Here is a 26,582-nt window from a genome sequence, read left to right on the forward strand (position 1 = left end):
CGAATCCGGCACCACGATCGGAAGGTAATCCCTGTGAGCACCGACGTCCCTGTGCTGCGCAACTTCGTCAACGGGTCGTACACCGGCACCGAAGACGGGATCACCTCGCCGGTCGTCGACCCCAGCACCGGGGAGACCTACGCGCAGGCGCCGGTCTCCTCGGCGCGGGACGTCGAGGCGGCGGTGGCGGCCGCCGCCCAGGGCTTCGAGACCTGGCGGGACAGCACACCGGGCGAGCGGCAGCGGGCGCTGCTGCGCATCGCCGACGCGGTCGAGGCGCGCGGCGAGGAGCTCGTCGCGGCCGAATGCCGCAACACCGGCAAGCCGGTCGAGGCGACCCGCCAGGAGGAGCTCGGGCCGCTCCTCGACGAGCTGCGCTTCTTCGCCGGAGCGGCGCGCATCCTGGAGGGCAAGTCCGCGGGGGAGTACCTGCGGGATCACACCTCTTTCGTACGCCGTGAGCCGATCGGCGTGTGCGGGCAGATCACCCCGTGGAACTATCCGATGGTGATGGGGGTCTGGAAGTTCGCCCCCGCCATCGCGGCCGGCAACTCGGTGGTCCTCAAGCCGTCGGACACCACCCCGGTCAGCAGCCTCCTGCTTGCCGAGATCGCCGCCGAGTTCCTGCCGCCGGGCGTGCTCAACGTGGTCTGCGGCGACCGGGACACCGGCCGTTCGCTGGTGGCGCACCCGGTGCCGCAGCTGGTGTCGATCACCGGCTCCACCCGGGCCGGGATGGAGGTGGCCGCGACCGCCGCACCCGACCTGAAGCGGGTGCACCTGGAGCTGGGCGGGAAGGCGCCGGTCGTGGTCTTCGACGACGTGGACGTCGCCGCCACCGCCGAGGCGATCGCCGGGGCCGGCTACTTCAACGCCGGCCAGGACTGCACCGCCGCCACCCGGGTGCTGGTGCACGAGCGGATCGCCGCCGACTTCACCGCCGCCCTCGCCGTGGCCGCCAAGAACACCCGGGTCGGCGCCCCGTCCGACACCGACGCCTACTTCGGGCCGGTCAACAACGTCAGCCAGCTCGACCGGGTCACCGGCTTCCTGGCCCGGACCCCGGAGCACGCCGAGGTGGTGACCGGTGGCCACCGGATCGGCGAGCGGGGATACTTCTTCGAGCCGACCGTGGTCACCGGTCTGCGACAGCAGGACGAGATGATCCAGGACGAGATCTTCGGCCCGGTCATCACCGTGCAGAGCTTCGCCGACGAGGAGACCGCGGTCCGCTGGGCCAACGACGTCCGGTTCGGGCTCAGCGCCAGCGTCTGGACACAGAACCACGGCCGGGCGATGCGCGTGTCGCGTCGTCTCGACTTCGGAGCGGTGTGGATCAACACGCACCTGCCGTTCGTCTCCGAGATGCCGCACGGCGGATACGGTCACTCCGGCTACGGCAAGGACCTATCCATGTACGGCTTCGAGGAGTACACCCGGATCAAGCACGTGATGAGCTTCAACGGCTGACTCCCGCCGGCCCCCTGTGAAAAAACCGCCTCAGAGGTGATAGATGACCACTTCTCCCCCGCACCACGCCGCGAGCGTGCGACCCGGCACCGGGCAGCACGCCGGGCATCCGGCGATCGAGTTCGTCGGCGTGCGCAAGGACTACCTGTCGCACGGTGAGGCGGTTCCCGCCGTCAAGAGCCTGGACCTGGCGATCGGACAGGGGGAGTTCTTCTCGCTGCTCGGCCCCTCCGGCTGCGGCAAGACCACCACCATGCGGATGATCGCGGGCTTCGAGGAGCCCACCGCAGGCAAGGTCTTCCTCGACGGCAAGGACGTCACCGACGTCGGCCCGAACAAGCGCGACGTCAACATGGTCTTCCAGTCGTACGCGCTCTTCCCGCACCTCAACGTGCTGCAGAACGTCTCGTTCGGCCTGGAGCGCAAGAAGCTCGCGAAGAGCGAGATCAAGCGGCGGGTCGGCGAGATGCTCGAGATCGTCTCGCTGACCGGCATGGAGAAGCGGCAGCCCAAGGAGATGTCTGGCGGCCAGCAGCAGCGGGTCGCGCTGGCCCGGGCGCTGGTCAACCACCCGCGGGCACTGCTGCTCGACGAGCCGCTCGGCGCCCTCGACCTGAAGCTGCGCCAGCAGATGCAGGTCGAGCTCAAGCGGATCCAGCGCGAGGTCGGCATCACCTTCGTCTACGTGACCCACGACCAGGGCGAGGCCCTGACCATGTCGGACCGGATCGCGGTGATGAACAGCGGCCTGATCGAGCAGCTGGGCTCGCCGCGCAACATCTACGAGCGGCCGGCGAGCCGGTTCGTGGCCGGCTTCATCGGTACGTCCAACCTCATCGACGGACAGGTCAGCCACGTGGACGGCGGCGTGGCGGTTCTCGACGTCGCCCCCGGCGAGCGGGTACTGGTCCCGGTCACCGGTCAGGTCCAGCCCGGGCGCGCCCTCGAGGTGTCGGTCCGCCCGGAGAAGATCGACCTGCACCGCACGATGCCGCACGACAGCGCGGCCAGCATCGTCTCCGGCGTGGTCACCGAGGTGGTGTACCACGGGACATCGACGAACTACACAGTGGCGACCTCCGCTGGATCAGACTTCGTGGTGTTCGACCAGAATGCTCACGATGCCGAGGACGTCGCGTCGCGTGGCGAGCGCGTATTTCTCACCTGGGCCCCGCAGCACTCGTACCCGATCGGAGTCTGAAGTTGTTCCCCACCAGTAAGCCGGACCCCTCCCTCCTGCGAGGCATGACGCAGCGACGGCTCGGCCGTCGCGACGCCCTGCGCCTCGGCGGGTTGTCGGCGATGGGCGCCTTCCTCGCCGCCTGCGGCGTGCAGGGCAAGGGCAAGCCGGGCGCCTCCGCGGCTCCTGACGCGGTCGCCAAGTTCTGGAACGGCAAGGTCAAGAACGGCAAGCTCGACTTCGCGAACTGGCCGCTCTACATGGACCCGAAGAAGCCGGAGCTCAAGAAGTTCACCGAGAAGACCGGGATCACGGTCAAGTACGACGAGGTCATCCAGGAGATGGGGCCCTGGTTCGCCAAGGTCCAGCCGCAGCTCTCGGCGAAGCAGTCGATCGGCTACGACCTCATGGTGATCACCAACGGCATGCAGTTCGGACAGTTCCGCGACGCCGGCTTCCTGGCCCCGCTGGACCACTCCAAGCTGCCGAACTACGCCGCCAACGCCGCCAAGTCGTACGCCCAGTCGGCGTACGACCCGGGCAACGTGTTCAGCGTGCCGTGGGCGTCCGGCATCACCGGTATCGCCTACGACGAGTCGAAGACGAAGCGGCCGATCACCAAGCTCGCCGACCTGTGGGACCCGGCGTTCAAGGGCAAGGTCGGCATGTTCAGCGACCTCCAGGAGCTGGGCAACTTCGGTCTGCTCGCGGCCGGCCTGGACCCGGCCAAGTCGGCGGAGGCGGACTGGAAGAAGGCCGCCGCCAAGCTGCAGGAGCAGAAGGACGCCGGCATCGTCCGCAACTACTACGACCAGGGCTACGTCGACGCGCTCGGCAAGGGCGAGGTCTGGATCACCCAGGCCTGGTCCGGTGACATCTTCCAGAAGAACGTCTCCGACGGCACGAACTTCAAGTTCGTGATCCCGGAGGAGGGCGGCACCATCTGGACCGACAACATGGCCATCCCGATCACCGCGGCCAACCCGGTCGACGCGATCACGCTGATGGACTTCTTCTACGAGGTGGAGAACGCCGCCACCCTCGCCGAGTACATCAACTACGTGTGCCCGGTGCCGGCCGCCCAGGCGACGATGCTCAAGCACGCCGCCGCGCAGACCGGTGAGGACAAGGAGTACCTGGAGTCGGTCGCCAACAGCCCGCTGGTGTTCCCGGGCGAGGCCGACTACGCCAAGCTGCACTACTACGTCGGTTTCAACACCGCCGAGGAGCAGCAGGACTTCTCCAAGGTGTTCGATCCGATCGTGCTGGGCTGATGCGATGAACCGGGTAAAACGTACACTCGCGCCCTACCTGCTGGTGCTGCCCGGCGGGTTGTGGCTCCTGGTCTTCTTCGTGGTGCCGATGGTGACCATGCTGTCGCTGTCACTCCAGGAGGGCGACATCGTCAACGGGTACGTCTTCACGGGTCACTGGCAGACCTACGTGGAGGCGATCTCGGACTACCAGACCCAGATGATCCGCTCGCTGGTGTACGGCGCCATCACGTCGCTGGTCCTGATCGTGCTGGCGTTCCCGGTCGCGTATTGGATCGCCTTCTACGGGGGCCGGAAGAAGACGACCTACCTGTTCCTGATCCTCCTGCCGTTCTTCGTGTCGTTCGTCCTGCGCACCATCTCGTGGCGGATGCTCCTCACCGACGACGGCGTGCTGCTCCACCCGTTGAAGGAGGCCGGGCTGCTCCCGTCCGGCTTCCAGCTCCTCGGCACCCCGACCGCGGTGATCGCCGGTCTGGTGTACAACTTCCTGCCGTTCATGGTGCTGCCGATCTACGTGGCCCTGGAGCGGATCGATCCGCGGGTGGTCGAGGCCGCCCGCGACCTGTACGCCTCCCCGGCCACCGCGTTCCGCAAAGTGATCTTCCCGCTCGCGCTGCCCGGCGTCTTCGCCGGCGTGCTGATGACGTTCGTTCCGGCCAGCTCCGACTACGTCAACTCGGAGCTGCTGGGCGGCACCAGCACGACCATGATCGGGCAGGTCATCCAGAGCAAGTTCCTGCACACCTCGGACTATCCGACCGCCTCGGCGCTCGCGTTCGCCCTGATGGCGGTGCTGCTGATCGGTGTGTTCTCGTACGCCCGGGCGCTCGGCACCGAGGACGTGATGAAGGTGGCGGCCCGATGACCCAGACGCTCACCCCGGCACCGGCCACCCAGGCCACGCCGTCCCGCCGCCGGTTCCGCATCGGCGGGGCCCGGATGATGCACATCTACACCTGGCTGCTGATCGCCTGGCTGGTGCTGCCCATCCTGGTCATGATCCTGTTCGGGTTCAACGATCCGCAGGGCCGCTACAACCAGACCTGGCAGGGCTTCACCCTGAAGTGGTACGGCGAGCTGTTCGCGCTGCCGGACCTGACCGACGCCCTGATCGCCTCGCTCGCCGTGGCGGTGGTCAGCTCGCTGATCTCCGCGGCGCTCGGCACCGGCATCGGGTACGCGCTCGGCCGCTACCGGTTCCGCGGCGCCGGAGCCACCAACCTCGTCATGTTCGCCGCCATCTCCTCGCCGGAGCTGGTGATGGGCTCCTCGCTGCTCACCCTCTTCGTCTCGATGGGCGTCGGGCTGGGCGGCGTGACCCTCACCATCGCCCACGTCATGTTCTCCATCGCGTTCGTCGCCACGGTGGTCCGGGCCCGGGTCGTGACCCTGGACCGGGCCATGGAGGAGGCCGCCGCCGACCTCGGCGCCACGGCCTGGACGACGTGGTGGAAGGTCACCTTCCCGATCCTGCTGCCGGCGATCTTCTCCGGCATCATGCTCGCGTTCGCGCTCTCCATCGACGACTTCGTGATCACCAACTTCACCGCGGGCAACGTGCAGACGTTCCCGCTGTGGATCTGGGGTTCCACCCGGGTCGGCCTTCCGCCGCAGGTCAACGTCATGGGCACGTTGATCTTCGTGGTCGGGGTGCTGATCGCGGTGGTCGCGAATCTCCGTTCCCGTCCCCGTAAACAACAGGACTGATAACGCATGGGCGATACCGTTTCGCCTGACGTCTCGCAAGCTCTCGCCGATGCGGTGGGGGAGTCGTACTGGCTCGGCCAGGACGGCGCCCCACCGCCGGCACCCCCTCTGAACGGTGATCAGAAAGCCGATCTCGCCGTGGTCGGCGCCGGCTACAGCGGCCTGTGGACCGCGCTGATCGCCAAGGAACGTGACCCGGACCGCGACGTGATCGTCCTCGAGGCGAGCACCGCCGGCTGGGCCGCCTCCGGCCGCAACGGCGGCTTCTGCGCCGCCAGCCTCACCCACGGCTTCGACAACGGCCTGAGCCGCTTTCCGGACGAGATGGACATCCTGGAGAAACTCGGCCGGGCCAACCTCGACGCTATCGAGGCGGCCGTGCAGCGGTACGGCATCGACTGCGACTTCCGGCGTACCGGCGAGCTCGACGTGGCCACCGAGCAGTGGCAGTTGGACGAACTGGTCGAGTACCACGCCTCGGCCGTGGCGCGCGGGCTGGACGTACGCTTCCTGGACCGCGACCAGGTCCGTGCCGAGATCGACTCACCCACCTACCTGGGCGGGGTGTGGGAGCCCGGTGGCACCGCCACCCTGGATCCGGCCCGGCTGGTCTGGGGCTTGCGCCGCGCCTGCATCGAGCTGGGCGTCCGCTTCCACGAGAACAGCCGGGTCGAGAAGATCACCAAGGCCGCCGGCGGGCTGGTGCTGCACACGGCGCGTGGCCGGGTGGAGGCCGCCCGGGTCGCGCTGGCGACCGGGGCGCACGGCCGGCTGCTGCGCCGGCTGAACCACTGGATCGTGCCGGTCTACGACTACGTGCTGATGACCGAGCCGCTCACCGACGCCCAGCTCAAGGCGATCGGCTGGCGTAACCGGCAGGGTGTCGGCGACGCCGGCAACCAGTTCCACTATTACCGGCTCACCGCGGACAACCGGATCCTGTGGGGCGGATACGACGCCGTCTACTACAACGGCGGCCGGATCAAGCCGTCGCGTGACCTGCGCGAAGAGACGTTCGTCAAGCTCGCCGAGCACTTCTTCGCCACCTTCCCGCAGCTGGCCGGCGTGCGTTTCACCCACAAATGGGGCGGCGTCATCGACACGTGCAGCCGGTTCAGCGCCTTCTTCGGTACCGGCTACGACGGCCGCCTCGCGTACGCGGTGGGCTACACCGGCCTGGGCGTCGGAGCCACCCGTTTCGGCGCCGAGGTGATGCTGGACCTGATCGGCGGTGAGCCGACCGAGCTGACCCGGCTGAAGATGGTGCGCGGCAAGCCGGTGCCCTTCCCGCCGGAGCCGTTCCGCTCGGCGGTCATCCAGCTCACCCGCTGGTCGATCGCCCGCGCCGACGCCAACGGCGGCAAGCGCAACCTGTGGCTGAAGCTGCTCGACTCGCTCGGCCTGGGCTTCGACTCCTGACCCGCCATGATCACATCGGACTGGTACCTGGTGGGCGCGCCTTGGGACTGCTCCGGTACCGGGCGGGGTGAACAGCAGGCGCCGGGCGTGCTGCGGCGGGCCGGGTTGTCCGCGCTGGTCGCGGCCGACTTCGGCGACGCCGCGACCCGGATCGGCAGCACCGCACGCGATCCGGCGACCGGGGTACGGGCCCTGCCGGAGACCGTCGCGGCCACCCGGGAGCTGGCCCGTACGCTCGATGCCGCCGCACGGCGGCACCCGGGAATGCGGCCCCTCGTGGTCGGCGGCGATTGCAGCCTGCTGTTCGGCGTCTTCGCCCACCTGCGCGAACCGGCCGGGCTCTGCTACGTGGACGGGCATCCGGACTACGGGACCGGGCACACCTCCGAGACCGGCGAGACCGCCGACCTGGACCTGGCCGTGCTGACCGGGGACGGGCCGGCCGAGCTCGCCGGCGCCGGGCCGCTGGTCGCGGTGGAACGGGTGGCGCTGATCGGGCACCGCACCGAGGGACTGGACCCGGAGTCGGCGGCCGAGCTGGGCCGGGTGCCGGTGGAGATGTTCACCGTCGGCGCGCCGGAGGTGCTGCGCGACCCGGGCCGCGCGGGACGGGCCGTGGCGGAGTGGGGGAGTGCGCTCGGCGTACCCCTGTGGTTGCATCTGGATGTTGACGTTCTCGACCCGGGTGCGTTGCCGGCGGTGACGTACCCGCAGCCGGGTGGGCCTGATTTCGATCAGCTCGCGGCCCTGCTGGCGCCGGTGGCGGCGGCGCCGCGCCTGATCGGACTGAGCGTGGCCGACTTCCGGCCCGATCTGGATCCGGGCGGGCGATACGCCGCACTCCTTGTGGACCTGGTCGGTGGACTCCTGGCCGAGGCGCGGAAATAGTTGCTCTCGGACTTGTGTGCAACGGAATCCGTAGGCAGGATCAACGACAACAGTTGGAAGTAGTGGTAATGAACCGAGCGTGGGAGAGATATCCGTGACCGACCAACAGCCCGCTGATGTGGACGCACTCTCCGCGACCGCCCGTGACCACCTGTGGATGCACTTCACCCGGCTGTCGGCGTACCAGAACGCGCCGGTGCCCGTGATCACCCGCGGCGACGGCTGCTACGTCTGGGACTCGACCGGCCGGCGCTACCTGGACGGTCTCTCCGCGCTCTTCGTCGTGCAGACCGGGCACGGACGGCAGGAGCTGGCCGAGGCCGCCGCCAAGCAGGCCGGCGAGCTCGCCTACTTCCCGATCTGGTCGTACGCCCACCCGAAGGCCATCGAGCTGGCCGGCCGCCTGGCCGAGATGGCCCCCGGCGACCTGAACCGGGTCTTCTTCACCACCGGCGGCTCCGAGGCCGTCGAGTCGGCGTGGAAGCTGGCCCGCTCCTTCTTCAAGCACACCGGCAAGCCGCTCAAGACCAAGGTGCTGTCCCGGGCGATCGCCTATCACGGCACCTCGATGGGTGCTCTGTCGATCACCGGCATCCCGGCTCTCAAGCAGGACTTCGAGCCGCTCGTGCCGAGCACGCTGCGGGTGCCGAACACGAACTACTACCGGCGTCCCGACGAGAACATGACCCCGGAGCAGTTCGGGATCTGGGCCGCCGACCGGATCGCCGAGGCCATCGAGTTCGAGGGCCCGGACACCGTCGCCGCCGTCTACCTGGAGCCGGTGCAGAACGCCGGTGGGTGCTTCCCGCCGCCGCCCGGATACTTCCAGCGGGTCCGCGAGATCTGCGACCGCTACGACGTGCTGCTCGTCTCCGACGAGGTGATCTGCGCGTTCGGCCGGCTCGGTGAGTACTTCGGCGCCGACAAGTACGGCTACCAGCCCGACATCATCACCGTCGCGAAGGGCCTGACCTCCGGTTACGTCCCGCTGGGCGCGATGATCGCCTCCGAGCGGCTGGCCGAGCCGTTCCTGAAGGGCACCAACTGGTTCGCCCACGGCATCACCTACGGCGGGCACCCGGTCGGTTCCGCGGTGGCCCTGGCCAACCTGGACATCATGGAGCGTGAGGGCCTCAACCAGCACGTCCAGAAGAACAGCCCGCTGTTCCGGTCGTACCTGGAGAAGCTGCTCGACCTGCCGATCGTCGGCGACGTCCGCGGCGACGGCTACTTCTTCGGCATCGAGATGGTCAAGGACAAGACCACCAAGGAGACCTTCAACGAGGACGAATCGGAGCGGTTGCTGCGTGGCTTCCTCTCCAGCGCACTCTTCGACGCGGGCCTGTACTGCCGCGCCGACGACCGGGGCGACCCGGTGATCCAGCTGGCCCCGCCGCTGACCGCGACGGAGACCCAGTTCGCCGAGATCGAGCAGATCCTCCGCTCGGTGCTCACCGAGGCCCAGAACCACCTCTGAGCGTCCGGCGTCGGGGCCGTTCCCGCGGGGGGCGGGGAACGGCCCTGAGGGCGCCGCTAGCCGGTGGCCACCTGGCGGAGCAGGGACAACGCCTCCTTCTCCCGGCCGGCGCCGGCGGCCAGGTCGGCTTCGGCGATCCGCCGCTGCCAGCCGGCGGGTGCCCGGCCGGCGGCGGCCCGCTTCTGGGCCGCGTCCCGCGCGGCGTCGAGCGCCGACCCCCGGGAAGCGCCGGTACGCAGGCCCCAGCCGTACGGGAAGAGCGGTTCGTAGACGGCGTCGCCCACATTGACCGGCACCTGGGCGACCGTGCGCGGCCAGCTCAGCGGCAGCCGTCCGGTGAACGGCTGTCTGCCGAAGAGCACGTCGGCCACCCCGGCGCCCTCGCTGCCGGGCAGCCAGGAGGCGACCAGCGCGTCGATCTCGCCGAGCTGGTCGGTGATCACCTGTGGGCGGCCGGAGACCAGCAGCACCACACATGTCGCCACCGCGGCGCAGACCTTGCCGACCACGGTCCGGTCGGCCGGTTGCAGGGTCAGCGACTTGGTCTCCTTCTGCGCGGCCGGGCACCACGGGCACACCTTGCCGCCCACGTCGCCGAAGCCCTCGGCGTACGGTGTCTCGCCGACCACCACCACACCGACCTCGGCGTCGATCGGCGCCGACGCATCGGGGCTGTGGGTGACGGTCGCACCGGGTGCGACCTCGCGGATGCCGTCCAGCACGGTGCTGCCGGGGATGATGTCGCCGGAGCGGCCCTGCCAGTCGATCGTCCAGCCGCCGGCCTGGTTGCCCAGATCGGCGGCGTTGCGCCCGGCCACGTAGATCCGGGCGTCGGGGCGCAGCGGCAGGGCGTCACCGGCGTTCTTCAGCAGGACCTGGGAGCGGGCGACGGCCTCCCGGCCGATGGCCCGGTGCGCGGCGCTGCCGACCTCACCCAGGCGATCGAGCGAGGCGTACGGCTTCTCGAAGAGGCCGATCTGGAACTTGACCCGCAGGATCCGCCGCACCGCGTCGTCGATCCGCTCCATGCTCACCCGGCCGGCGTCGACCTCGGCCGTCAGCAGATCCTGGAACCGCGGCGCGGTCTTCGGCTCCATGAACATGTCGGTGCCGGCGTTGACGCCGATCCGCACCTGCGCGGCGGTCGGCTCGCCGGCCTCGCCGGCCCCGTCCGGGTCGGGGATCTGGTGGATCGCCTCGAAGTCGCTGATCACGAACCCGTCGAAGCCGAGGTCGCCCTTCAGCGTGCCGGTGATCAGCTCCCGGCTGGCGTGCATCTTCACCGGGTTGCCGGTGCCGTCCTCGGTCCAGTCCACGCTGGAGTAAGACGGCATCACGCTCTGCACGTCGTGTTCCCGCACCGCCGCCGCGTAGGGCGCCAGATCGATCCGGTTGAAGTCCTCGCGACTGGTGACGGTCACGCCCTGGTCGATCGCGTACTCGCTGTCCCCGGTGCCGTACCCGGTGTCGCCGTCCCCGGCGAAGTGCTTGACGGTGGCCAGGACGCCGGCGTCGCGCAGCCCGTCGATCGCGGTCGTCATTTTGGTCACCAGGGCCGGGTCCTCGCCGAAGCTCTCCTTGGTCCGGCCCCACCGCTCGTCGCGGCCGACGCAGACGCACGGCGCGAAGTTCCACGGGATGCCGGTGGCCCGCATCTCCTCACCGGTGGCCCGGTACACCCGCCGCACCAGCTCCGGGTCGCGGCTCGCGCCCAGCCCGACGTTGTGCGGGAAGACCGTCGCGCCGTGCGCGTTGCCGTGCCCGTGCACCGCGTCGATCCCGTAGATCAGCGGGATCCCGAGCGGTGTGTCCAGGGCGGCGCGCTGGAGGGTGTTCACCTGGTCGACCCACGCCTCGGGCGTGTTCGGGCTGGGCACCGAGCCGCCGCCGGAGAGCACCGAGCCGAGCCGCCACCGTGTCACCAGGGCCGGGTCGCCGGCGACCACGTTGCGCTCCGCCTGGGTCATCTGACCGATCTTGTCGGCCGGCGACATCCGGGCCATCAGGTCGTCGACCCGGCGATCGACCGGCAGGCCGGCGTCGCGGTACGGCGCGTCCGGGCCGGGGCGGGCCGGCGCGTCGTCGCGCAGGGTGGGCAGCAGCGCCGCGACCAGCACGGCCACGGCCGCGGCGGCGCCGAACCCGATGACGTACCGCCGCATGCCGTCCCCCTCGATCGCAGCCGGATGCAGGGAGTCTGCCGCACCCCCGCCGGAGCGTGCGGGTAGGGCCCTCCGGGACGCCGTAGCCGAAAACCGCCCGGCGGGCACGCGGACAGGGCCATGCTGAGAGCAGGAGACTGCTACGGAGCTGACAATGGCCGTTTTGGTTATCGCCGAGGACGACGAAGACATCGCCCTGGTGCTGGTCAGGGTGTTCAAGCGGGCGGGGATGACGGTGTTTCGGGCGCCGGACGGGCAAGCTGCTCTGGAGCTGATCCTCCAGGAGCGGCCCGACATCGTGCTCACCGATCTGGGCATGCCGCGGATGGACGGGTGGGGGCTGATAGCGGCGGTACGCGAGCATCCGGACGTTCGGGACACGCCGATCGCCATCCTCAGCGGCCACCTGCGGCCGGGGGATCCCGACGCGACCTCCGCCCAGGTCTGCGCCATCCTGCTCAAGCCGTGTCCCAACGACCGGCTCCTGGCGACGATGACCGAGCTCCTCGAGGTAGGCCCGCACCAGCACGACGGCACCGGAAGTCGCTGTCCCGCTGCCCTCATTTCCGTTTAAAACATGGAAAGCGGGTATAAGGCCGACAGGCCCGTGATCACGGGCCGCGGGTCGGAGAGAACGGGCTGGCCATGGTGGTGCTCGACGAGGCAGTGCTGGGTGACCCCTTACGGCTGAAGGCGGTGGATCGGGCGATGCACGCCCTGCCCGGCCACATCGCCCGGTTGGACGACGTGGCCGCGCTCGCGGCCCGGCTGCTGAACGCACCGATGGCCACGGTCACCCTGGTAACCGATGACGAGGAGTTCTTCGTCGGCGTGCACGCCATGCCGGAGCGGCTCGTCGCCCCCCGCCGGGCGCCGCTGGCCTACTCGGTCTGCAAGTACATCGTCTGCGCCGACCACACGGTCCGCTCCGGCGACATGAACAACGATCCCGACCTGGAGCTGTGCCGGCACCTGCTCGCGGTGGAGTTCGGTATCCGGGCCTTCCTGGGCGTGCCGGTCCGCGACCAGGACGACCGCCCGCTCGGCTCGCTCACCGTGCTGGACCGGCAACCCCGGGAGTGGACCGACGGGCAGGCCACCACCCTGATGGAGATCGCGGACACGCTGGTCGTGCCCGCCGGGATCCCGGCACCGGCCGACACGGCGACCCTGGACGACGGTGCGTTCCTCGACGCGCTGCTGCAGAACCTCGACGTCGGGGTGGTCGCCTGCGACGAGGCCGGCCGGGTGGTCTTCGCGAACCGGGCCATGCGCGAGGCCCGCGGTCTGCCACTGGACGGGCCGGTACCGCAGGACTACGAGGCCCGGGCGGCGAGTGTTCTGCGCGGCCCGGACCAGCGCCCGCTGAGCTGGGACGAGACGCCGCTGATGCGCGCGCTGCACGGCGAGCACATCCTCTCCGAGGACGTGATCGCCAAGCTGCCCGGCCACCGGATGCGGATCTTCGACACCACGGCACAGCCGATCCACGGCTCGGACGGGCGCCTGCTCGGTGCGGTGGCGGTCGCCCACGAGGTCACCGCGCTGCGCCGGGCCGAACGGTTCCGCGCCTGCCACCTCGCGGTCGAGCAGGCCCTCCGGGCGTCCGTGTCGGAGGCGGACGCGGCGCCGCAGGTACTGCGGGCGCTCACCAGCACACTGGACTGGCCGTCCGCCGAACTGTTCATGGTCGACGAGGCCACCGGCAACCTCCTGTCGATCGGTTACTGGGACTCCTCCGGCGCCGAGCCGGACGGTTTCTTCGGCCACAGCCCGGTACGCGGCCAGGGCATCACCGGCCGGGTCTGGGAGACCGGGCGGGCCATCTGGGTGCCGGACATCGCGGTCAGCCGGGAGCTGCGGACGCCGTACGAGCGCGAGCGGGTGGAGATCTGCCTGCGGCGCGGCGTACGCACGGCCCTCGCCGTCCCGGTTCGCGACGGCGGCACGCTGTTCGGGGTCCTCACCTGTTACGCCGGCACCCAGGAGTACGAGCCGGACCTGCTCACCGTGCTGCTGGACGGGGTGGCCGCGCAGATCGGCGTCTTCGTCGCCCAGCGTCGCTGCGAGGCGCTGGCCCGCCAGCTGTCCCGGGCGCAGAGCGATTTCGTCGACCTGGTCGGGCACGAGCTGCGCACCCCGCTCACCTCGATCACCGCCAACGCCACCATCCTCGCCGAGGAGTCCGCCGAGCTGGACCCGGAATTCCGGCAGATGGCCCGGGTGGTGGCCCGCAACGCCGCCTCGCTCCAGCGGATCGCCGACACCCTGCTCGACCTGGCCGGCCTGGACTCCGGGCACCTCCGCCTCGACGTCCGACCGGTCGACCTGACCGCTCTGATCACCGAGGCGATCTCCGCCACCCGCCGGGCCGGGGAGCGGCTCACCGTGGTCACCGAGTTCCCGCCGGAGCTGCACCTGCTGGCCGACGCCGACCGGCTCCGCCAGGTCGTCGACGACCTGATCTCCAACGCGATCCGCTACAGCCACCCCGGCGCGCCGGTGCGGGTCACCCTCCTGGCCGACGACACCATGGCCGAGCTCCGCATCTGCGACAACGGCATCGGCACGCCGGAGACCGAACGCTCCCGTGTCTTCGACCGGTTCTACCGGGGCAGCAACGTGCGCCATCAGGGCACGAGCGGCAGCGGCCTCGGTCTGAGCCTGGCCCGTGCCATCGTGCTCCTGCACGGCGGCACCATCAGCCTGGAGGCGAACAACCCGTCCGGCACGCTGGTCCGGGTCCGCCTGCCGCTGGCCGGGCCACCGCCGAGCGTGATGTAAGGGGCCCGGTGTCCGGCCACCGGCCGGTAGCATCACCGGCGGTGCCGGTGGATGTCGGGAGGCGGTCGGATGCTTCGCGGAATCAGCAAGGTCCGGATCGGTGTGCGCGATCAGGAGCGTGCCAAGCGGTTCTGGACCGAGACGCTCGGATGCGACGTCGTCCAGGACGAGACGTACGGCGATGAGCGGTGGCTCGAAGTGCGCCTGCCGGACGGTGTCGTGCTCGTGCTGGAGAAGTCCGACGGACCGGACCCCGGGGCCCCGGACGGGCAGCCGAACACACCCGTCTTCCTGGCCTGTGACGATGTGGACGCCACCTGGCGGGAGCTCACCGCCCGTGGCGTGGAGTTCGCGCAGGAGCCGATCGACCTGCCGTTCGGGCGCTGGGCGCTGCTGCACGACACCGAGGGCAACCGCTTCCCGCTGCTGGCGGCGCCCGGCGTTTGAGCGACCACCTGCCCGGGCCCGGCGGCCGCGCTGGGGCCGGGCCCGGGCAGATGATCGCGCGGGCCGGCGGGGACGGTCCGGTGTGGCGGGACGGTGTGGGGCGTACCGGAAAAGCGGCGTAAGCGAAACCGCCGGCCGGACCCGTGGGGGTTTCAGGCCGCGCGGCGGCGGTCCCAGGCGTCGAGCAGCGCGGTGGCGCGCAGGGCCGTGTTGATGCCGAGCCAGCGGGCCGGCTCCGGTTCCCAGCGGCGCGAGCGGTGGCCGGCCCAGGGGAGCGCGGTCAGTTCGGTCTCCTGGGCCAGGATCAGGTCGGCGAGCGTGCGGCCGGCGAGGTTGGCGGCGGCGACGCCGTCGCCGACGTAGCCGCCGGCCCAGGCGATGCCGTCGCGCAGGCCGACCGAGGGCATCCAGTCGCGGGGGATGCCGAGCGGGCCACCCCAGCGGTACGCGATCGGCGCTTCGATGCCGAACAGTTCGGTGAGCGTGCGGCGCAGCGCGTCGAAGACCTCGGGCACCTGGTCGAACTCCGGGCGGACGCGCGAGCCGTAGTGGTAGGGCGCGCCGCGGCCGCCGAAGGCGAGGCGGTCGTCGGCGGTCCGCTGGCCGTAGATGATCATCCGGCGTTCGTCGGTGAACGTCTCCCGGCGGGCCAGGCCGACCCGCTGCCAGAACTCCCCGGGCAGCGGCTCGGTGGCGATCATGAGCGAGTAGACCGGAGCCAGGTTGCGCTTGTGCCCGGCGAGGCCGGCGGTGTAGCTCTCGAGCGCCCGGACGACCGTGGTGGCGCGGACCGTGCCGCGACCGGTGACCACCTTGCCGCGCTCCAGGCGCTGGACCCGGGTGTCCTCGTGGATCGTGACGCCGAGCCGTTCCACCGCCTCGGCGAGGCCGCGGACCAGCTTGGCCGGGTGCAGGGCGGCGCAGTGCTCGCTGTAGAGGCCGCCGAGTACGCCGGTGGCGCCGCAGATCGCGCTCGCCTTGCCGGCGTCCAGGAAACCGGGGGAGTGGCGTGCGCGGCGCAGCTGAGCCGGGCCGCGGACCAGCGAGATCGTCCCGCCCTTGGCGTAGTCGCAGTCGATGCCCTCGGCGGCCGTGGCCCGGCCCACCTCGTCGACCGAGGCCTCCAGGGCCCGGTGCATGGCGGCGGCGCGCTCCGGGCCGTAGCGGCGGGCGAGCTTGGCCTCGGAGACCGGGAACAGCCCCGAGGCCCAGCCGCCGTTACGGCCGGAGGCGCCGTACCCGCAGTACTCCGCCTCCAGCACCACGATCCGCAGCTCCGGCGCGGCCTTGGCCAGGTAGTACGCCGTCCAGAGGCCGGTGTAGCCGCCACCGGTGATCGCTACGTCGGCGACGGTGTCACCGGGCAGCGGAGGGCGCTTCTCGATCGGGCCGAGCGAGTCGAGCCAGAACGAGGGCGCAGCGGTGCTCATTTATCTAGTTCCCCAGGCATAGGTCTGTTTGGCGAGCTTCAGGTACATGAAGGTGTCGGTGGCGCTGACCCCCTCGATGGCCCGGACCTTCTCGTTGAGCAGGTCCAGCAGGTGTTCGTCGTCGGTGCAGACCAGCTCCACGAGCAGGTCGTAGCGACCGGCGCAGATCACCACGTAGTCGACCTCTGGGATCGCCGCGATCTCGTCGGCGATCGCCCGCAGGTCGCCGTTGACGCGGAGACCGACCATGGCCTGCCGGGCGAAGCCCAGGGTCAGCGGGTCGGTCACCGCGACGATCTGCATCAGGTCGTTGTCGAGCAGCCGCTGCACCCGCTGCCGTACGGCCGCCTCGGACAGGCCGATGGTCTTGGCCAATGTCGCGTACGACATCCGGCCGTCCCGCTGCAGGTGCTCGATGATCCGCTTGTTGATCTCGTCCAGGGCGCTGTCCGTCACGCCGCGATTCTTCCCTAAGCGCTCAACGGAGGGCAGCACGGAGTATCGCAACGCCTCGGTCGAGGTCTTCGTCGGAGATCACCAGCGGGGGCAGGAAGCGGAGCACGTTGCCGTACGTGCCGCAGGTGAGGGTGAGCAGACCGGCCTCGTGACAGGCCTTCGACACCGCCGCGGTCCGGACCGGGTCCGGCTCGATGGTGCCCGGCTGGACCAGCTCGATCGCGATCATGGCGCCGCGACCGCGGATTTCCGCGATGCCGTCGTCGGAAATATCCGACAAAGCCGCCTTGAGCTTTGCCTCGATGTGGCGTGCCGAGGCGGCCAGGTCCAGTTCGCGCATGGTCTCGATGGCGGCGAGGGCGGCCGCGCAGGCCACCGGGTTCCCGCCGTACGTGCCGCCGAGCCCGCCCACGTGCACCGCGTCCATCAGCTCGGCCCGGCCGACCACACCGGCGATCGGCAGCCCGCCGCCCATCCCCTTGGCCGTGGTGATCAGGTCCGGCTCCAGGCCCTCGTGCTCGGACGCGAACCACTGCCCGGTACGGCAGAACCCGGTCTGGATCTCGTCGGCGATGAACACCGCCCCGGCCTCCGCGGTCCACGCCGCGATCGCCGGCAGGAACCCGGGCGCGGGCACCACGAAGCCGCCCTCGCCCTGGATCGGCTCGATCAGCACGGCCGCCACGTTGCCGGCGCCGACCTGCTTCTCGATCACGTCGATCGCCTTGCGGGCCGCCTCCGCGCCGTCCAGCCCGCCGTCCCGCAGCGGGTACGACATCGGAGCCCGGTACACCTCCGGGGCGAACGGCCCGAACCGGTGCTTGTACGGCATGTTCTTCGCGGTCAGCGCCATGGTCAGGTTGGTCCGGCCGTGGTACGCGTGGTCGAACACCACCACTGCCGGCCGCCCGGTCGCGTGCCGGGCGATCTTCACGGCGTTCTCCACCGCCTCGGCGCCGGAGTTGAACAGCGCCGCCCGCTTCTCGAAGCCGCCCGGGGTCAGCGTGATCAGCTGCTCGCAGACCGACACGTAGCTCTCGTACGGCGCGACCATGAAGCAGGTGTGGGTGAACCTCTCCACCTGCTCACGGACCGCCGCGACGACGCGCGGTGCGGCGTTACCGACGGTGGTGACCGCGATGCCGGAGGCGAAGTCGATCCACTCCCGGCCCTCGAGGTCGGTCAGCGTGCCGCCGGCGGCGTGGTCGACGTAGGACGCGATGGTCGAGCCGACCCCGCGTGCCACCGCCGCGACCCGGCGTTTGTGCAGGTCCTCGGAGGACGTCACTCAGGCCCCCACGTTGTGCATGACGTGCTTGATCCGGGTGTAGTCCTCCAGGCCGTACACCGAGAGGTCCTTGCCGTGCCCGGAGTGCTTGAACCCGCCGTGCGGCATCTCGGCGACCAGGGGGATGTGGCAGTTGACCCAGACGCAGCCGAAGTCGAGCCGCTGGGTCATCCGCATGGCGCGGCCGTGGTCCCGGGTCCAGACGCTGGAGGCCAGGGCGTACTCGACGCCGTTGGCGTAGCGGACCGCCTCGTCCTCGTCGCTGAACTTCTGCACGGTGATGACCGGGCCGAAGACCTCGTTCTGGATGATCTCGTCGTCCTGGCGCAGGCCGGAGACGACCGTGGGGGAGAAGAAGTAGCCGCGGCCGCCGACCCGGGTGCCACCGGCCTCGATCCGGGCGTGATCCGGGAGCCGGTCGATGAAGCCGCTCACCCGGGCGAGCTGGCCGGCGTTGTTGACCGGGCCGTAGAGCACGTCCTCGTCGTCCGGCGCGCCGGTCTTGATCTCCCGGGCCTGTGCGGCCAGGGCCGCGACGAAGTCGTCGTAGACGCCGGGGGCGACGAGCACCCGGGTGGCCGCGGTGCAGTCCTGCCCGGCGTTGAAGTAGCCGGCCTCGGCGATCGCCGCGGCGGCCGCCTCCACGTCGGCGTCGTCGAAGACCACGACCGGGGCCTTGCCGCCCAGCTCGAGGTGCGTGCGCTTGAGATCGGCCGCGGCGCTGCCGGCGACCTCCATGCCGGCGCGGACCGAGCCGGTGATCGAGACCATCTGCGGTGTCTTGTGGGTGACCAGGGCGCGGCCGGTGTCCCGGTCGCCGAGGACCACGTTGAACAGGCCGGCCGGCAGGAACTCGGCGGCGATCTCGGCCAGCATGACGCTGGTGACCGGGGTGGTGTCGGAGGGCTTGAGCACCACGGCGTTGCCCGCGGCGAGCGCCGGCGCGATCTTCCACATCGCCATGAGCAGCGGGTAGTTCCAGGGGGTGACCTGGGCGCACACGCCGATCGGCTCGCGCCGGACGTAGCTCTCGTAGCCGTTCATGTACTGGCCCGCGGACCGGCCCTCCAGCAGCCGCGCCGCACCGGCGAAGAACCGCAGGTGGTCGACGGCGGGCGGCAGTTCCTCGCTGGCGGTCAGGCCGAGCGGCTTGCCGGTGTTCCGCGACTCGGCCGCCACGAGCTCGTCGGCGCGGGACTCGATGGCGTCGGCGAACCTCAGCAGCGCCCGCTGCCGGTCGCCGGGAGTGGTGTCGCGCCACTGCTCGAACGCGGCGGAGGCGGCCGACATGGCCCGGTCGACGTCCTCGGCACCCGACACCGGGGCCGAGGCGAACACCTCGCCGGTCGACGGGTCGATCAGGTCCTCGTACCGCCCCTCGACGGGCGCGACCGCCTCGCCACCGATGAGGTTGTGCAGTACCGACTTGGCGGTCATCCGGCCTCCAGCTGTGGGATCAGGTGAACGGCCTCATCTTTTCCGCTGAATCCGTGGCGAACAAGAGGGCTCAGAGACTTTTTCCGCAGTTTCAGGGGTGGCGCCGCACGGCCAGGATGGCGACGTCGTCGGTCGGCTCCTCGACGCCCACGTCAGCCATGACGGTAGCGCAGACCGCCTCCGCCGGGGCGGCCCGGACGAACCTGAGCAAGCGGGTCAGGCCGGTGTCGATCACCTGGTCGCGGCGCTCGACGAGGCCGTCGGTGTAGCAGAACAGCACTCCGCCGGGCGCCAGTTCGACGGTGCTCGAACGCCGTGGCCCGGCCAGGCGGCTCACGCCGAGCGGCGGGTCGACCGGGAAGTCGGTGAGAGCGGCACCGCGGCCCGGCACCGCCAGCACCGGGCGCAGGTGCCCGGCCGAGGAGACCACGACGCGGCTGCGATCCGGGCTGATCATGGCGTACAGCGCGGTGGTGAGGCTGCCCGCCTCGAAGTGCTGGACCTTGCGGTCCAGCAGGGTGAGGGCGTCCGCCGGGTCGTCGCAGATCAGCGCGTACGCCCGCAGCGCGCTCCGGACCCGTCCCATCACCACCGCGGAGGCCAGCCCGTGCCCGGAGACGTCGCCGATCACCACGCCGAGCCAGCCGGACGGGAGCACGAAGACGTCGTACCAGTCGCCGCCGATGCCGAGGGAGTGGCCGGGCACGTACCGGGCGGCCAGCTCGACGCCCGGCACCTCGGGCAGCCGGGCCGGGAGCAGGCTGCGCTGCAAAGCCAGGGCGGCGGCCTGATCGAGCTTGTCGGAGCGGATCTGGCCGGCCACCCCGGCCCGGTCCGCGACCAGTTCGAGCAGGCGCACGTCGTCGTCGGTGAAGTCGCGCCTGGTCAGCGTGCCGACGTGCAGCACGCCGATCAGGTCGCGCCCGGCGGTGACCGGGACGCCCAGCAGCGACCGGATCCCCTTCTCCAGCAGGATCGGGTTGACCACGTCCGCGGAGGTGACGTCGGTCAGCCGTACCGGCCGGCGGGTCTCGGCGATCCGGCCGGCGAAGCCGCGGCCCACCGCGACCCGGAACCCGGCGCGCACCTCGTCCTCCAGCCCCTTCGCGGCGGTCGCCACCAGATGCCGGGAGTGCACGTCGAGCAGCAGGATCGCCGCGGTGTCGACGTCGAGCAGGTCACGTACCCGGTCCAGCAGCTCGTCCAGCAGATCGGACACGTCAAGCCGGGACAGCGTCGCATCAGTGACCGCTTCGAGCCGGCGCAGCCGCTCGTCGTCGTTGATGCCCGGGTACACAGGTGAAGCCTAGTGTCCGGTGCGGCACGGAGGGCGCCACCCCGCGTCACGAATCGGCTGCTCGCACCTCCACCGGCGTGACCAGACGACGTCCCGGTCCCGCCGGGCGCGTCTCGCCGGTGATCTCGACGGAACCCTCGCAGGGCAGGTCGGCCGCCGAGGTGCCGACCTGGATCCGTAGCTCGCCCGGTTCGACGATAGGCCGCATCCCGCGGCCGGTGAAGGCCGTGCGGTCGGTGTGCACGCGGAACGTCACGTCGGCGGCGGCACCGGCGGCGAGCTCCACCCGATGGAAACCGGTCAGCTGGCGTACCGGGCGGGTGACCTCGGCGATCGGGTCGGCGAGATAGAGCTGGACCACCTCGGCGCCGTCCCGGGCACCGGTGTTGCGCAGCCGCACGGTGACCGTGAACTCACCGTCGGCCGGCACCCGGGTGTCGCTGATCCGGAGATCACTCACCGTGAAGGTGGTATAGGACCGGCCGTGTCCGAATGCGTACAGCGGGGTGGGGTCCAGGTTGCTGACGCCGGTGTGCACGGCGCCGAGGCGCGGCTGCAGGTAGGTGCCCGGCTGGCCGCCGGGATGCCGGGGGATCTGTACCGGAAGCCGGCCGCTCGGCTGCACCCGGCCGGAGAGCACGCCGGCGATCGCGGCACCGCCTTCCTCACCCGGCATGAAGGCCTGCACCAGGGCGGCGGCCCGCCCGTCGAGGTCACCCAGCGCGTACGGCCGGCCGGAGACCACCACGACGACCACCGGCTTGCCGGTCGCCAGCAGGGCCTCCAGGAGCTCGGCCTGCACGCCGGGCAACCGCAGGTCCGCCGCGTCGCAGCCCTCGCCGGAGGTGCCGTTGCCGAACAGGCCGGCCAGGTCGCCGACGAACGCGAGCGTCACCTCGGCGGACTCCGCCGCCGCGACCGCCTCGGCGAATCCGGAACGGTCGTCGCCGTCGACCGCGCAGCCGGACGCGTACGCGATCTCGCTGCCGCCGAACTCGTCGCGCAGCGCCTCGAGCGCGCTGGGCAGCCCGATGCCGGCGTCGACGCCGGGGTAGCGGGGGAGGACGTGGTTGGGGAACGCGTAGCAACCGAGGAAGGTACGCGCGTCGTCGGCGCACGGACCGACCACGGCGATCCGGCCCGGCGTGGCCAGCGGCAGCGTGGCTCCGGGATCCAGCAGCACGATCGAGCGCTCGGCCAGTTCCCGGGCGAGTTCCCGGTTGGCCGGCGAGTCCAGGTCGGCCTCGGCCGACCCGGCGACCGAGGCCTCCGGCGTCCACCCCTGATCGAGCAGACCGAGCTCGGCCTTCTGGATCAGCGCGCGGCGGGCGGCCCGGTCGACGTACGCCTCGGGCACCTCGCCGGCGCGCACCCGGTCGACGAGGTTCGCCCCGTAGCCGATGGTGTCCGGCAGCTCCACGTCGATGCCGGCGGCGAGCGCCTGGACACCGGCACCGCCCGCGTCGGCGGCCACGCCGTGCATGCTCGCCAGGAACGGGACGGACCAGTAGTCGGAGACCACCGTCCCGGTGAAGCCCCACTGCTCCCGGAGCAGCTCGGTGAGCAGCCACGGGTCCGCGCCGGCCGGCACACCGTCCACGTCGGCGTACGAGTTCATCACCGAGCCGGCCCCGGCCTCGACGATCGCGGCCTCGAACGGGGGCAGGATCACGTCGAGCAGCTCGCGGCGGCCGATCGGGACCGGGCCGTGGTTGCGGGCGCCCCGGGACGCGGAGTACCCGGCGAAGTGCTTCAGCGTGGCGATCACCCCGGCGCTCTGGAGGCCGCGGACGTACGCCGCCCCGATCCGCCCCACCAGGTACGGGTCCTCACCGATGGTCTCCTCGACCCGGCCCCACCGGTAGTCGCGTACCACGTCCAGCACCGGGGACAGTCCCTGGTGCACGCCGAGTGCCGCCATGTCCCGCCCGATCGCCGCGGCCATCCGCTCGACCAGGCCGGGGTCGAACGTCGCTCCCCAGGCGATCGCGGCCGGGTAGACGGTGGCGCCGTACGCGGTGAACCCGGTGAGGCACTCCTCGTGCACCAGGGCCGGGATGCCCAGCCGGGAGGAGGCCATCACGATCCGCTGCTGGCGTACCAGTTCGGCGGCGCCCTCGGAAACGGTGAGCGGGTAGCTGCCGTACACCCGGGTGAGGTGGCCGAGGCCGTGCCGGCTGGCGTCCTCCAGCGCGGCGCCGGCGCCGAACTCGTCCTCCATCGGTGCCACGTTGTGACTCTCTTCGGGCTCCGGACCGGCCGCTCCGGTGGCACCCTTGTCCTTACCGATCCACCGGCTGCCGAGTTGGGCCACCTTCTCCTCGAGAGTCATCTCGGCGAGCAGTGCCTCGACCCGATCGGCAACCGGAAGCTTCGGGTCGCGCCACGAGGCAGGCGCCTGTTCAATCGTCAACGGTTACCTCCGATAGTTTCCGAAACTTTCGGGGGCCGCCGGACTACGGCGGCACGCCCGCGCAAGGTGCGGCAATGGGTGTCGGCGCCGCCTACTCTCGCGCTCTGAGCACTGTTACGGCAAGAGTCTTGACACTCGTCACAGTGAAACCCTACGTTTACGAAACCTCGCGTTAATTTGCGGCTGCTGCTCGAAACTTCCGAAACTTAACCGGTTCGGGTTTCAGCGGCGGCCATCGCCATATCACCAGCCGCTCCCCCGCGGCTTCGAGTTCGGAGATCAGCGTGAAACGCAGGAGTTTCTTGACCCTCTCCGCGGGTGCCGCCGCCGGCGCTGCGCTCGCCGCGTGTGGCAACGAAGGCCCCGGTGACGATTCCGGTGGCGGCAGCGGTTCCGGTGCGGCCACCTACTGGTCGCTCAGCGGCGAGCCGGGTCAGCCCTACCGCCAGGCCGCCGCCGACCGGTGGAACAAGGCCAACCCGGACGCCAAGATCACCCCGACGTTCTTCCAGAACGACGCGTACAAGCAGAAGATCAAGACGGCGCTCGGCGCCAACCAGGCCCCCACCATGATCTGGGGCTGGGGCGGCGGCGGTCTCAAGAGCTACGTCGAGGCCGGCCAGGTCGAGGACCTGACCGACTGGCTCAGCCAGAACGCCGCGGTCAAGGACAAGATTCTGCCGTCCTCCTTCGGCGCGGCCACGGTCGACGGCAAGATCTACGCCATGCCGGTCGAGACGGTCCAGCCGATCGTCCTCTACTACAACAAGAAGGTCTTCGACCAGGTCGGCGTGCAGCCCCCGCAGACCTACGGCGACATCCTCGCCCTGATCCCGAAGTTCAACGCCAAGGGCATCGCGCCGTTCTCGCTCGCCGGGCAGTCCCGCTGGACGAACATGATGTGGCTCGAGTTCATGCTCGACCGCCAGGCCGGCTCCGAGGTCTTCGACAACGTCTTCGCCGGCAAGCAGGGCGCCTGGTCCGACCCGGCCGTGCTGGACATGCTGACCAAGGTCCAGGACCTGGTGAAGCAGAACGCGTTCCAGAAGGGCTTCGCCTCGACCGTCGCCGACACCAACGCCGACCAGGCCCTGCTCTACACCGGCAAGGCCGCGATGATGGTGCACGGCTCCTGGTCGTACGGTATTCAGAAGGCCAACGGCGGCAAGTTCGTCGCCGACGGTGGCCTGGGCTGGATGAACTTCCCGCCGATCGACGGCGGCAAGGGCGACCCGACCAACACCGTCGGCAACCCCGGCCAGTACCTGTCGATCTCCTCCAAGGCGACGCCCGAGGCCAAGGAGACCGCGAAGAAGTTCTTCTCCACCACGCTGGTGGACGACGAGGAGAAGGCCGGCTGGGTCAAGTCCGGCGGCGTTCCGGTGCTCAAGGGCGCCGACAGCCTGTTCACCGGCGACGACGCGACGTTCCTCAAGGACATGGCCGCCATCGCGGCCGGCGCCAAGACCTTCGCGCAGTCGTGGGACCAGGCGCTGAGCCCGACCGCCGCCGAGGTGCTGCTGGACAACATCGCCAAGCTGTTCCAGCTGCAGGTCAGCCCGCAGCAGTGGGTCGACAACATGAACGGGGTCATTGGTAAATGACGACGCTCGCTCCGCCCGTCGTACGCGGTCAGGAGCCCACCAGATCCAGCGGCGGGCGGAGCGGCTCCGTCGTGTGGATGGCCCTGCCCGCGTTCGTGATGTTCGTGTTCTTCGGGATCGTCCCGCTGCTCGGCGTGATCGTGCTCAGCTTCGCGACGTGGAACGGCATCACGCCGACCATCGAGCTGACCGGTCTGACCAGCTGGCGTGCTGCCCTCAGCAACCCGAGCCTGCCGAACGCCATCTGGGTCACCTTCCTGATCATGGCGCTGTCCTGGCTGGTGCAGACCCCGATCTCGATCCTGCTCGGGGTGTTCATGGCCACCCGGACCCGGTACCGCGGCTTCCTCTCGGTGCTCTACTTCATCCCGCTGCTGCTCAGCTCCGCGGCGATCGCGATCACCTACAAGTCGCTGCTGGACCCGAGCTTCGGGATCGGCGCCGGCCTCGGGGTCGAGGCGCTGAACCAGAACTGGCTCGGCGAGGCCAACCTGGCCATCGGCACGCTGATCTTCGTGGTCTCCTGGCAGTTCATCCCGTTCCACTCGCTGATCTACCAGGGCGCCGTCCGGCAGATCCCGCACTCGATGTACGAGGCGGCGCAGATCGACGGTGCCGGGCGGGTGCGTCAGTTCTTCGGCATCACGCTGCCGCAGCTCAAGTACACGATCATCACGTCGTCGACGCTGATGGTGGTGGGCTCGCTGACCTTCTTCGACCTGATCTGGGTGCTCACCGCCGGCGGTCCCGGCGACGCCACCCGCGCCCTCGCGGTGCAGATGTACCAGCAAGGCTTCCAGGCCAGCCTGATGGGCCCGGCCAGCGCGATCGCTGTCATCCTGGTCCTGACCGGACTCGGCCTGTCGCTGCTGCTGCGGCGCCTCGGCGGCCGGGCCGACGAGAGCCAGCTGGAAGGAGCCTGAGGTGGCGACCGTGACACCAACCCCCGTCGGTACCCGGGCCACCCGGCCACCGGCGTCGCACGCCCCGCGTAAGTCGTCCCGGCGCCGGCTGCGCGAGAACAACTGGGTCGGCGGCGGATTCGGCTGGATCTGGCTGCTCGTGGTGATGCTGCCGCTCTACTGGCTCGTCATCACCAGCTTCAAGACCCAGGCGAACTACTTCTTCACCAACCCGCTGAAGCCACCGACCGAGTTCACCTTCGAGAACTACCAGCTGGTGATCGAGAGCGACTTCGTCCGGTACTTCACGAACAGTGTCATCGTCACCGCCGGAGCGATCCTCCCGGCCACGCTGATCTCGTTCATGGCGGCGTACGCGATCGTCCGCGGCGCGGGCAACCGGTTCCTCCGGACGGTCAACGGGATCTTCCTGATGGGGCTGGCCATCCCGCTCCAGGCGGTGGTCATCCCGGTCTACCTGATCATCATCAAGATGGAGCTGTACGACACGCTCCAGGCGATCATCCTGCCGTCCATCGCGTTCGCCATCCCGCTGTCGGTGCTGGTGCTGTCGAACTTCATCCGCGACGTCCCGAAGGAACTCTTCGAGTCGATGCGGATGGACGGCGCCACCGAGTGGGGCACGATGTGGCGGCTGGCCTTCCCGCTCACCAGGCCGGCCCTGGTCACCGTGATGATCTACAACGCGGTGGGCATCTGGAACGGCTTCCTGCTGCCGCTGATCCTCACCCAGAGCCCCGAGCAGGCGACCATCCCGCTCGCGCTCGCGACGTTCCAGACCCAGTTCGGCGTGAACGTCCCGGCGGTCGCCGCGTCGGTCACGCTCACCACGGTCCCGATCGTGCTGCTCTACGCGATCGGCCGCCGGCAGCTGGTCAGCGGCCTGACGGCCGGCTTCGGCAAGTGAGCCAGCCCGGGGGAGC

The 26,582-nt window shown here is 70.4% G+C and carries 21 protein-coding genes; 14 read left to right on the top strand and 7 right to left on the bottom strand.

The features are described 5' to 3' along the window. The first annotated feature begins 33 nt into the window (after positions 1-33). The 8 genes from I4J89_RS06260 to I4J89_RS06295 all read left to right on the top strand — a co-directional run bounded on the left by I4J89_RS06260 (position 34) and on the right by I4J89_RS06295 (position 9,418). Positions 34-1,470, top strand: a complete 1,437-nt coding sequence (locus I4J89_RS06260; RefSeq protein WP_196412880.1) for an aminobutyraldehyde dehydrogenase — start codon at positions 34-36, stop codon at positions 1,468-1,470. A 43-nt stretch (positions 1,471-1,513) separates the two neighbouring features. Continuing rightward, positions 1,514-2,671, top strand: a complete 1,158-nt coding sequence (locus I4J89_RS06265) for an ABC transporter ATP-binding protein (RefSeq protein ID WP_196412881.1) — start codon at positions 1,514-1,516, stop codon at positions 2,669-2,671. A 44-nt stretch (positions 2,672-2,715) separates the two neighbouring features. Beyond that, positions 2,716-3,924 (top strand): polyamine ABC transporter substrate-binding protein, encoded by a 1,209-nt coding sequence (locus I4J89_RS06270; RefSeq protein ID WP_196412882.1) that lies wholly within the window; start codon positions 2,716-2,718, stop codon positions 3,922-3,924. Between the two features lie 4 nt (positions 3,925-3,928). Then, positions 3,929-4,792 (top strand): ABC transporter permease, encoded by an 864-nt coding sequence (locus tag I4J89_RS06275; protein WP_196412883.1) that lies wholly within the window; start codon positions 3,929-3,931, stop codon positions 4,790-4,792. Continuing rightward, positions 4,789-5,634, top strand: a complete 846-nt coding sequence (locus I4J89_RS06280) for an ABC transporter permease (RefSeq protein ID WP_196412884.1) — start codon at positions 4,789-4,791, stop codon at positions 5,632-5,634. The genes I4J89_RS06275 and I4J89_RS06280 overlap by 4 nt, the downstream gene beginning before the upstream one ends. Positions 5,635-5,640: 6 nt before the next feature. Beyond that, positions 5,641-7,053: an NAD(P)/FAD-dependent oxidoreductase gene (locus tag I4J89_RS06285; protein WP_196412885.1), complete on the top strand. Its 1,413-nt coding sequence runs from the start codon at positions 5,641-5,643 to the stop codon at positions 7,051-7,053. A 6-nt stretch (positions 7,054-7,059) separates the two neighbouring features. Then, entirely contained in the window at positions 7,060-7,941 is an 882-nt protein-coding gene (locus tag I4J89_RS06290) for an arginase family protein (protein ID WP_196412886.1), read from the top strand. Between the two features lie 94 nt (positions 7,942-8,035). Beyond that, positions 8,036-9,418 (top strand): aspartate aminotransferase family protein, encoded by a 1,383-nt coding sequence (locus I4J89_RS06295; protein WP_196412887.1) that lies wholly within the window; start codon positions 8,036-8,038, stop codon positions 9,416-9,418. Positions 9,419-9,474: 56 nt separating this feature from the next. On the opposite strand, the gene I4J89_RS06300 is transcribed toward I4J89_RS06295, so the two are convergent. Continuing rightward, on the bottom strand, positions 9,475-11,580 hold the full coding sequence (locus I4J89_RS06300) for a glycoside hydrolase family 3 protein (protein WP_230858474.1): 2,106 nt from the start codon (positions 11,578-11,580) through the stop codon (positions 9,475-9,477). A 154-nt stretch (positions 11,581-11,734) separates the two neighbouring features. On the opposite strand from I4J89_RS06300, the gene I4J89_RS06305 reads away from it, so the two are divergent. The 3 genes from I4J89_RS06305 (at position 11,735) to I4J89_RS06315 (ending at position 14,811) form a co-directional block, all read left to right on the top strand. Continuing rightward, a complete protein-coding gene (locus tag I4J89_RS06305) occupies positions 11,735-12,154 on the top strand; it encodes a response regulator (protein WP_196412889.1) in 420 nt (139 codons plus the stop codon). 71 nt (positions 12,155-12,225) lie between these two features. Further along, on the top strand, positions 12,226-14,364 hold the full coding sequence (locus I4J89_RS06310; protein ID WP_196412890.1) for an ATP-binding protein: 2,139 nt from the start codon (positions 12,226-12,228) through the stop codon (positions 14,362-14,364). A 69-nt stretch (positions 14,365-14,433) separates the two neighbouring features. Continuing rightward, entirely contained in the window at positions 14,434-14,811 is a 378-nt protein-coding gene (locus tag I4J89_RS06315) for a VOC family protein (RefSeq protein WP_196412891.1), read from the top strand. Positions 14,812-14,963: 152 nt separating this feature from the next. On the opposite strand, the gene I4J89_RS06320 is transcribed toward I4J89_RS06315, so the two are convergent. From I4J89_RS06320 to I4J89_RS06345, 6 genes are all read right to left on the bottom strand, one after another. Further along, positions 14,964-16,241 (bottom strand): NAD(P)/FAD-dependent oxidoreductase, encoded by a 1,278-nt coding sequence (locus I4J89_RS06320; RefSeq protein ID WP_196412892.1) that lies wholly within the window; start codon positions 16,239-16,241, stop codon positions 14,964-14,966. Next, entirely contained in the window at positions 16,242-16,697 is a 456-nt protein-coding gene (locus tag I4J89_RS06325) for an Lrp/AsnC family transcriptional regulator (RefSeq protein WP_196412893.1), read from the bottom strand. A gap of 22 nt (positions 16,698-16,719) precedes the next feature. After that, entirely contained in the window at positions 16,720-17,985 is a 1,266-nt protein-coding gene (gene gabT / locus I4J89_RS06330; RefSeq protein WP_196412894.1) for a 4-aminobutyrate--2-oxoglutarate transaminase, read from the bottom strand. Then, on the bottom strand, positions 17,986-19,422 hold the full coding sequence (locus I4J89_RS06335; RefSeq protein WP_196412895.1) for a gamma-aminobutyraldehyde dehydrogenase: 1,437 nt from the start codon (positions 19,420-19,422) through the stop codon (positions 17,986-17,988). A gap of 91 nt (positions 19,423-19,513) precedes the next feature. After that, positions 19,514-20,719, bottom strand: a complete 1,206-nt coding sequence (locus tag I4J89_RS06340; RefSeq protein WP_196412896.1) for a PP2C family protein-serine/threonine phosphatase — start codon at positions 20,717-20,719, stop codon at positions 19,514-19,516. A 46-nt stretch (positions 20,720-20,765) separates the two neighbouring features. Beyond that, positions 20,766-23,132: a glycoside hydrolase family 3 N-terminal domain-containing protein gene (locus tag I4J89_RS06345; protein WP_230858475.1), complete on the bottom strand. Its 2,367-nt coding sequence runs from the start codon at positions 23,130-23,132 to the stop codon at positions 20,766-20,768. Between the two features lie 284 nt (positions 23,133-23,416). On the opposite strand from I4J89_RS06345, the gene I4J89_RS06350 reads away from it, so the two are divergent. Genes I4J89_RS06350 through I4J89_RS51415 form a run of 3 tightly spaced genes read left to right on the top strand, consistent with a single transcriptional unit; the run spans position 23,417 to position 26,566 of the window. Next, positions 23,417-24,736 (top strand): extracellular solute-binding protein, encoded by a 1,320-nt coding sequence (locus I4J89_RS06350; protein ID WP_196412897.1) that lies wholly within the window; start codon positions 23,417-23,419, stop codon positions 24,734-24,736. Further along, positions 24,733-25,659: a carbohydrate ABC transporter permease gene (locus I4J89_RS06355; RefSeq protein WP_196412898.1), complete on the top strand. Its 927-nt coding sequence runs from the start codon at positions 24,733-24,735 to the stop codon at positions 25,657-25,659. Before I4J89_RS06350 ends, I4J89_RS06355 begins: the two co-directional genes overlap by 4 nt. Positions 25,660-25,669: 10 nt before the next feature. Then, positions 25,670-26,566 (top strand): carbohydrate ABC transporter permease, encoded by an 897-nt coding sequence (locus I4J89_RS51415; RefSeq protein WP_309238209.1) that lies wholly within the window; start codon positions 25,670-25,672, stop codon positions 26,564-26,566. The last annotated feature ends 16 nt before the right edge of the window (positions 26,567-26,582 follow it).

It is taken from the genome of Actinoplanes aureus, from assembly GCF_015704865.1.
Classification (GTDB): Bacteria; Actinomycetota; Actinomycetes; order Mycobacteriales; family Micromonosporaceae; genus Actinoplanes; species Actinoplanes aureus.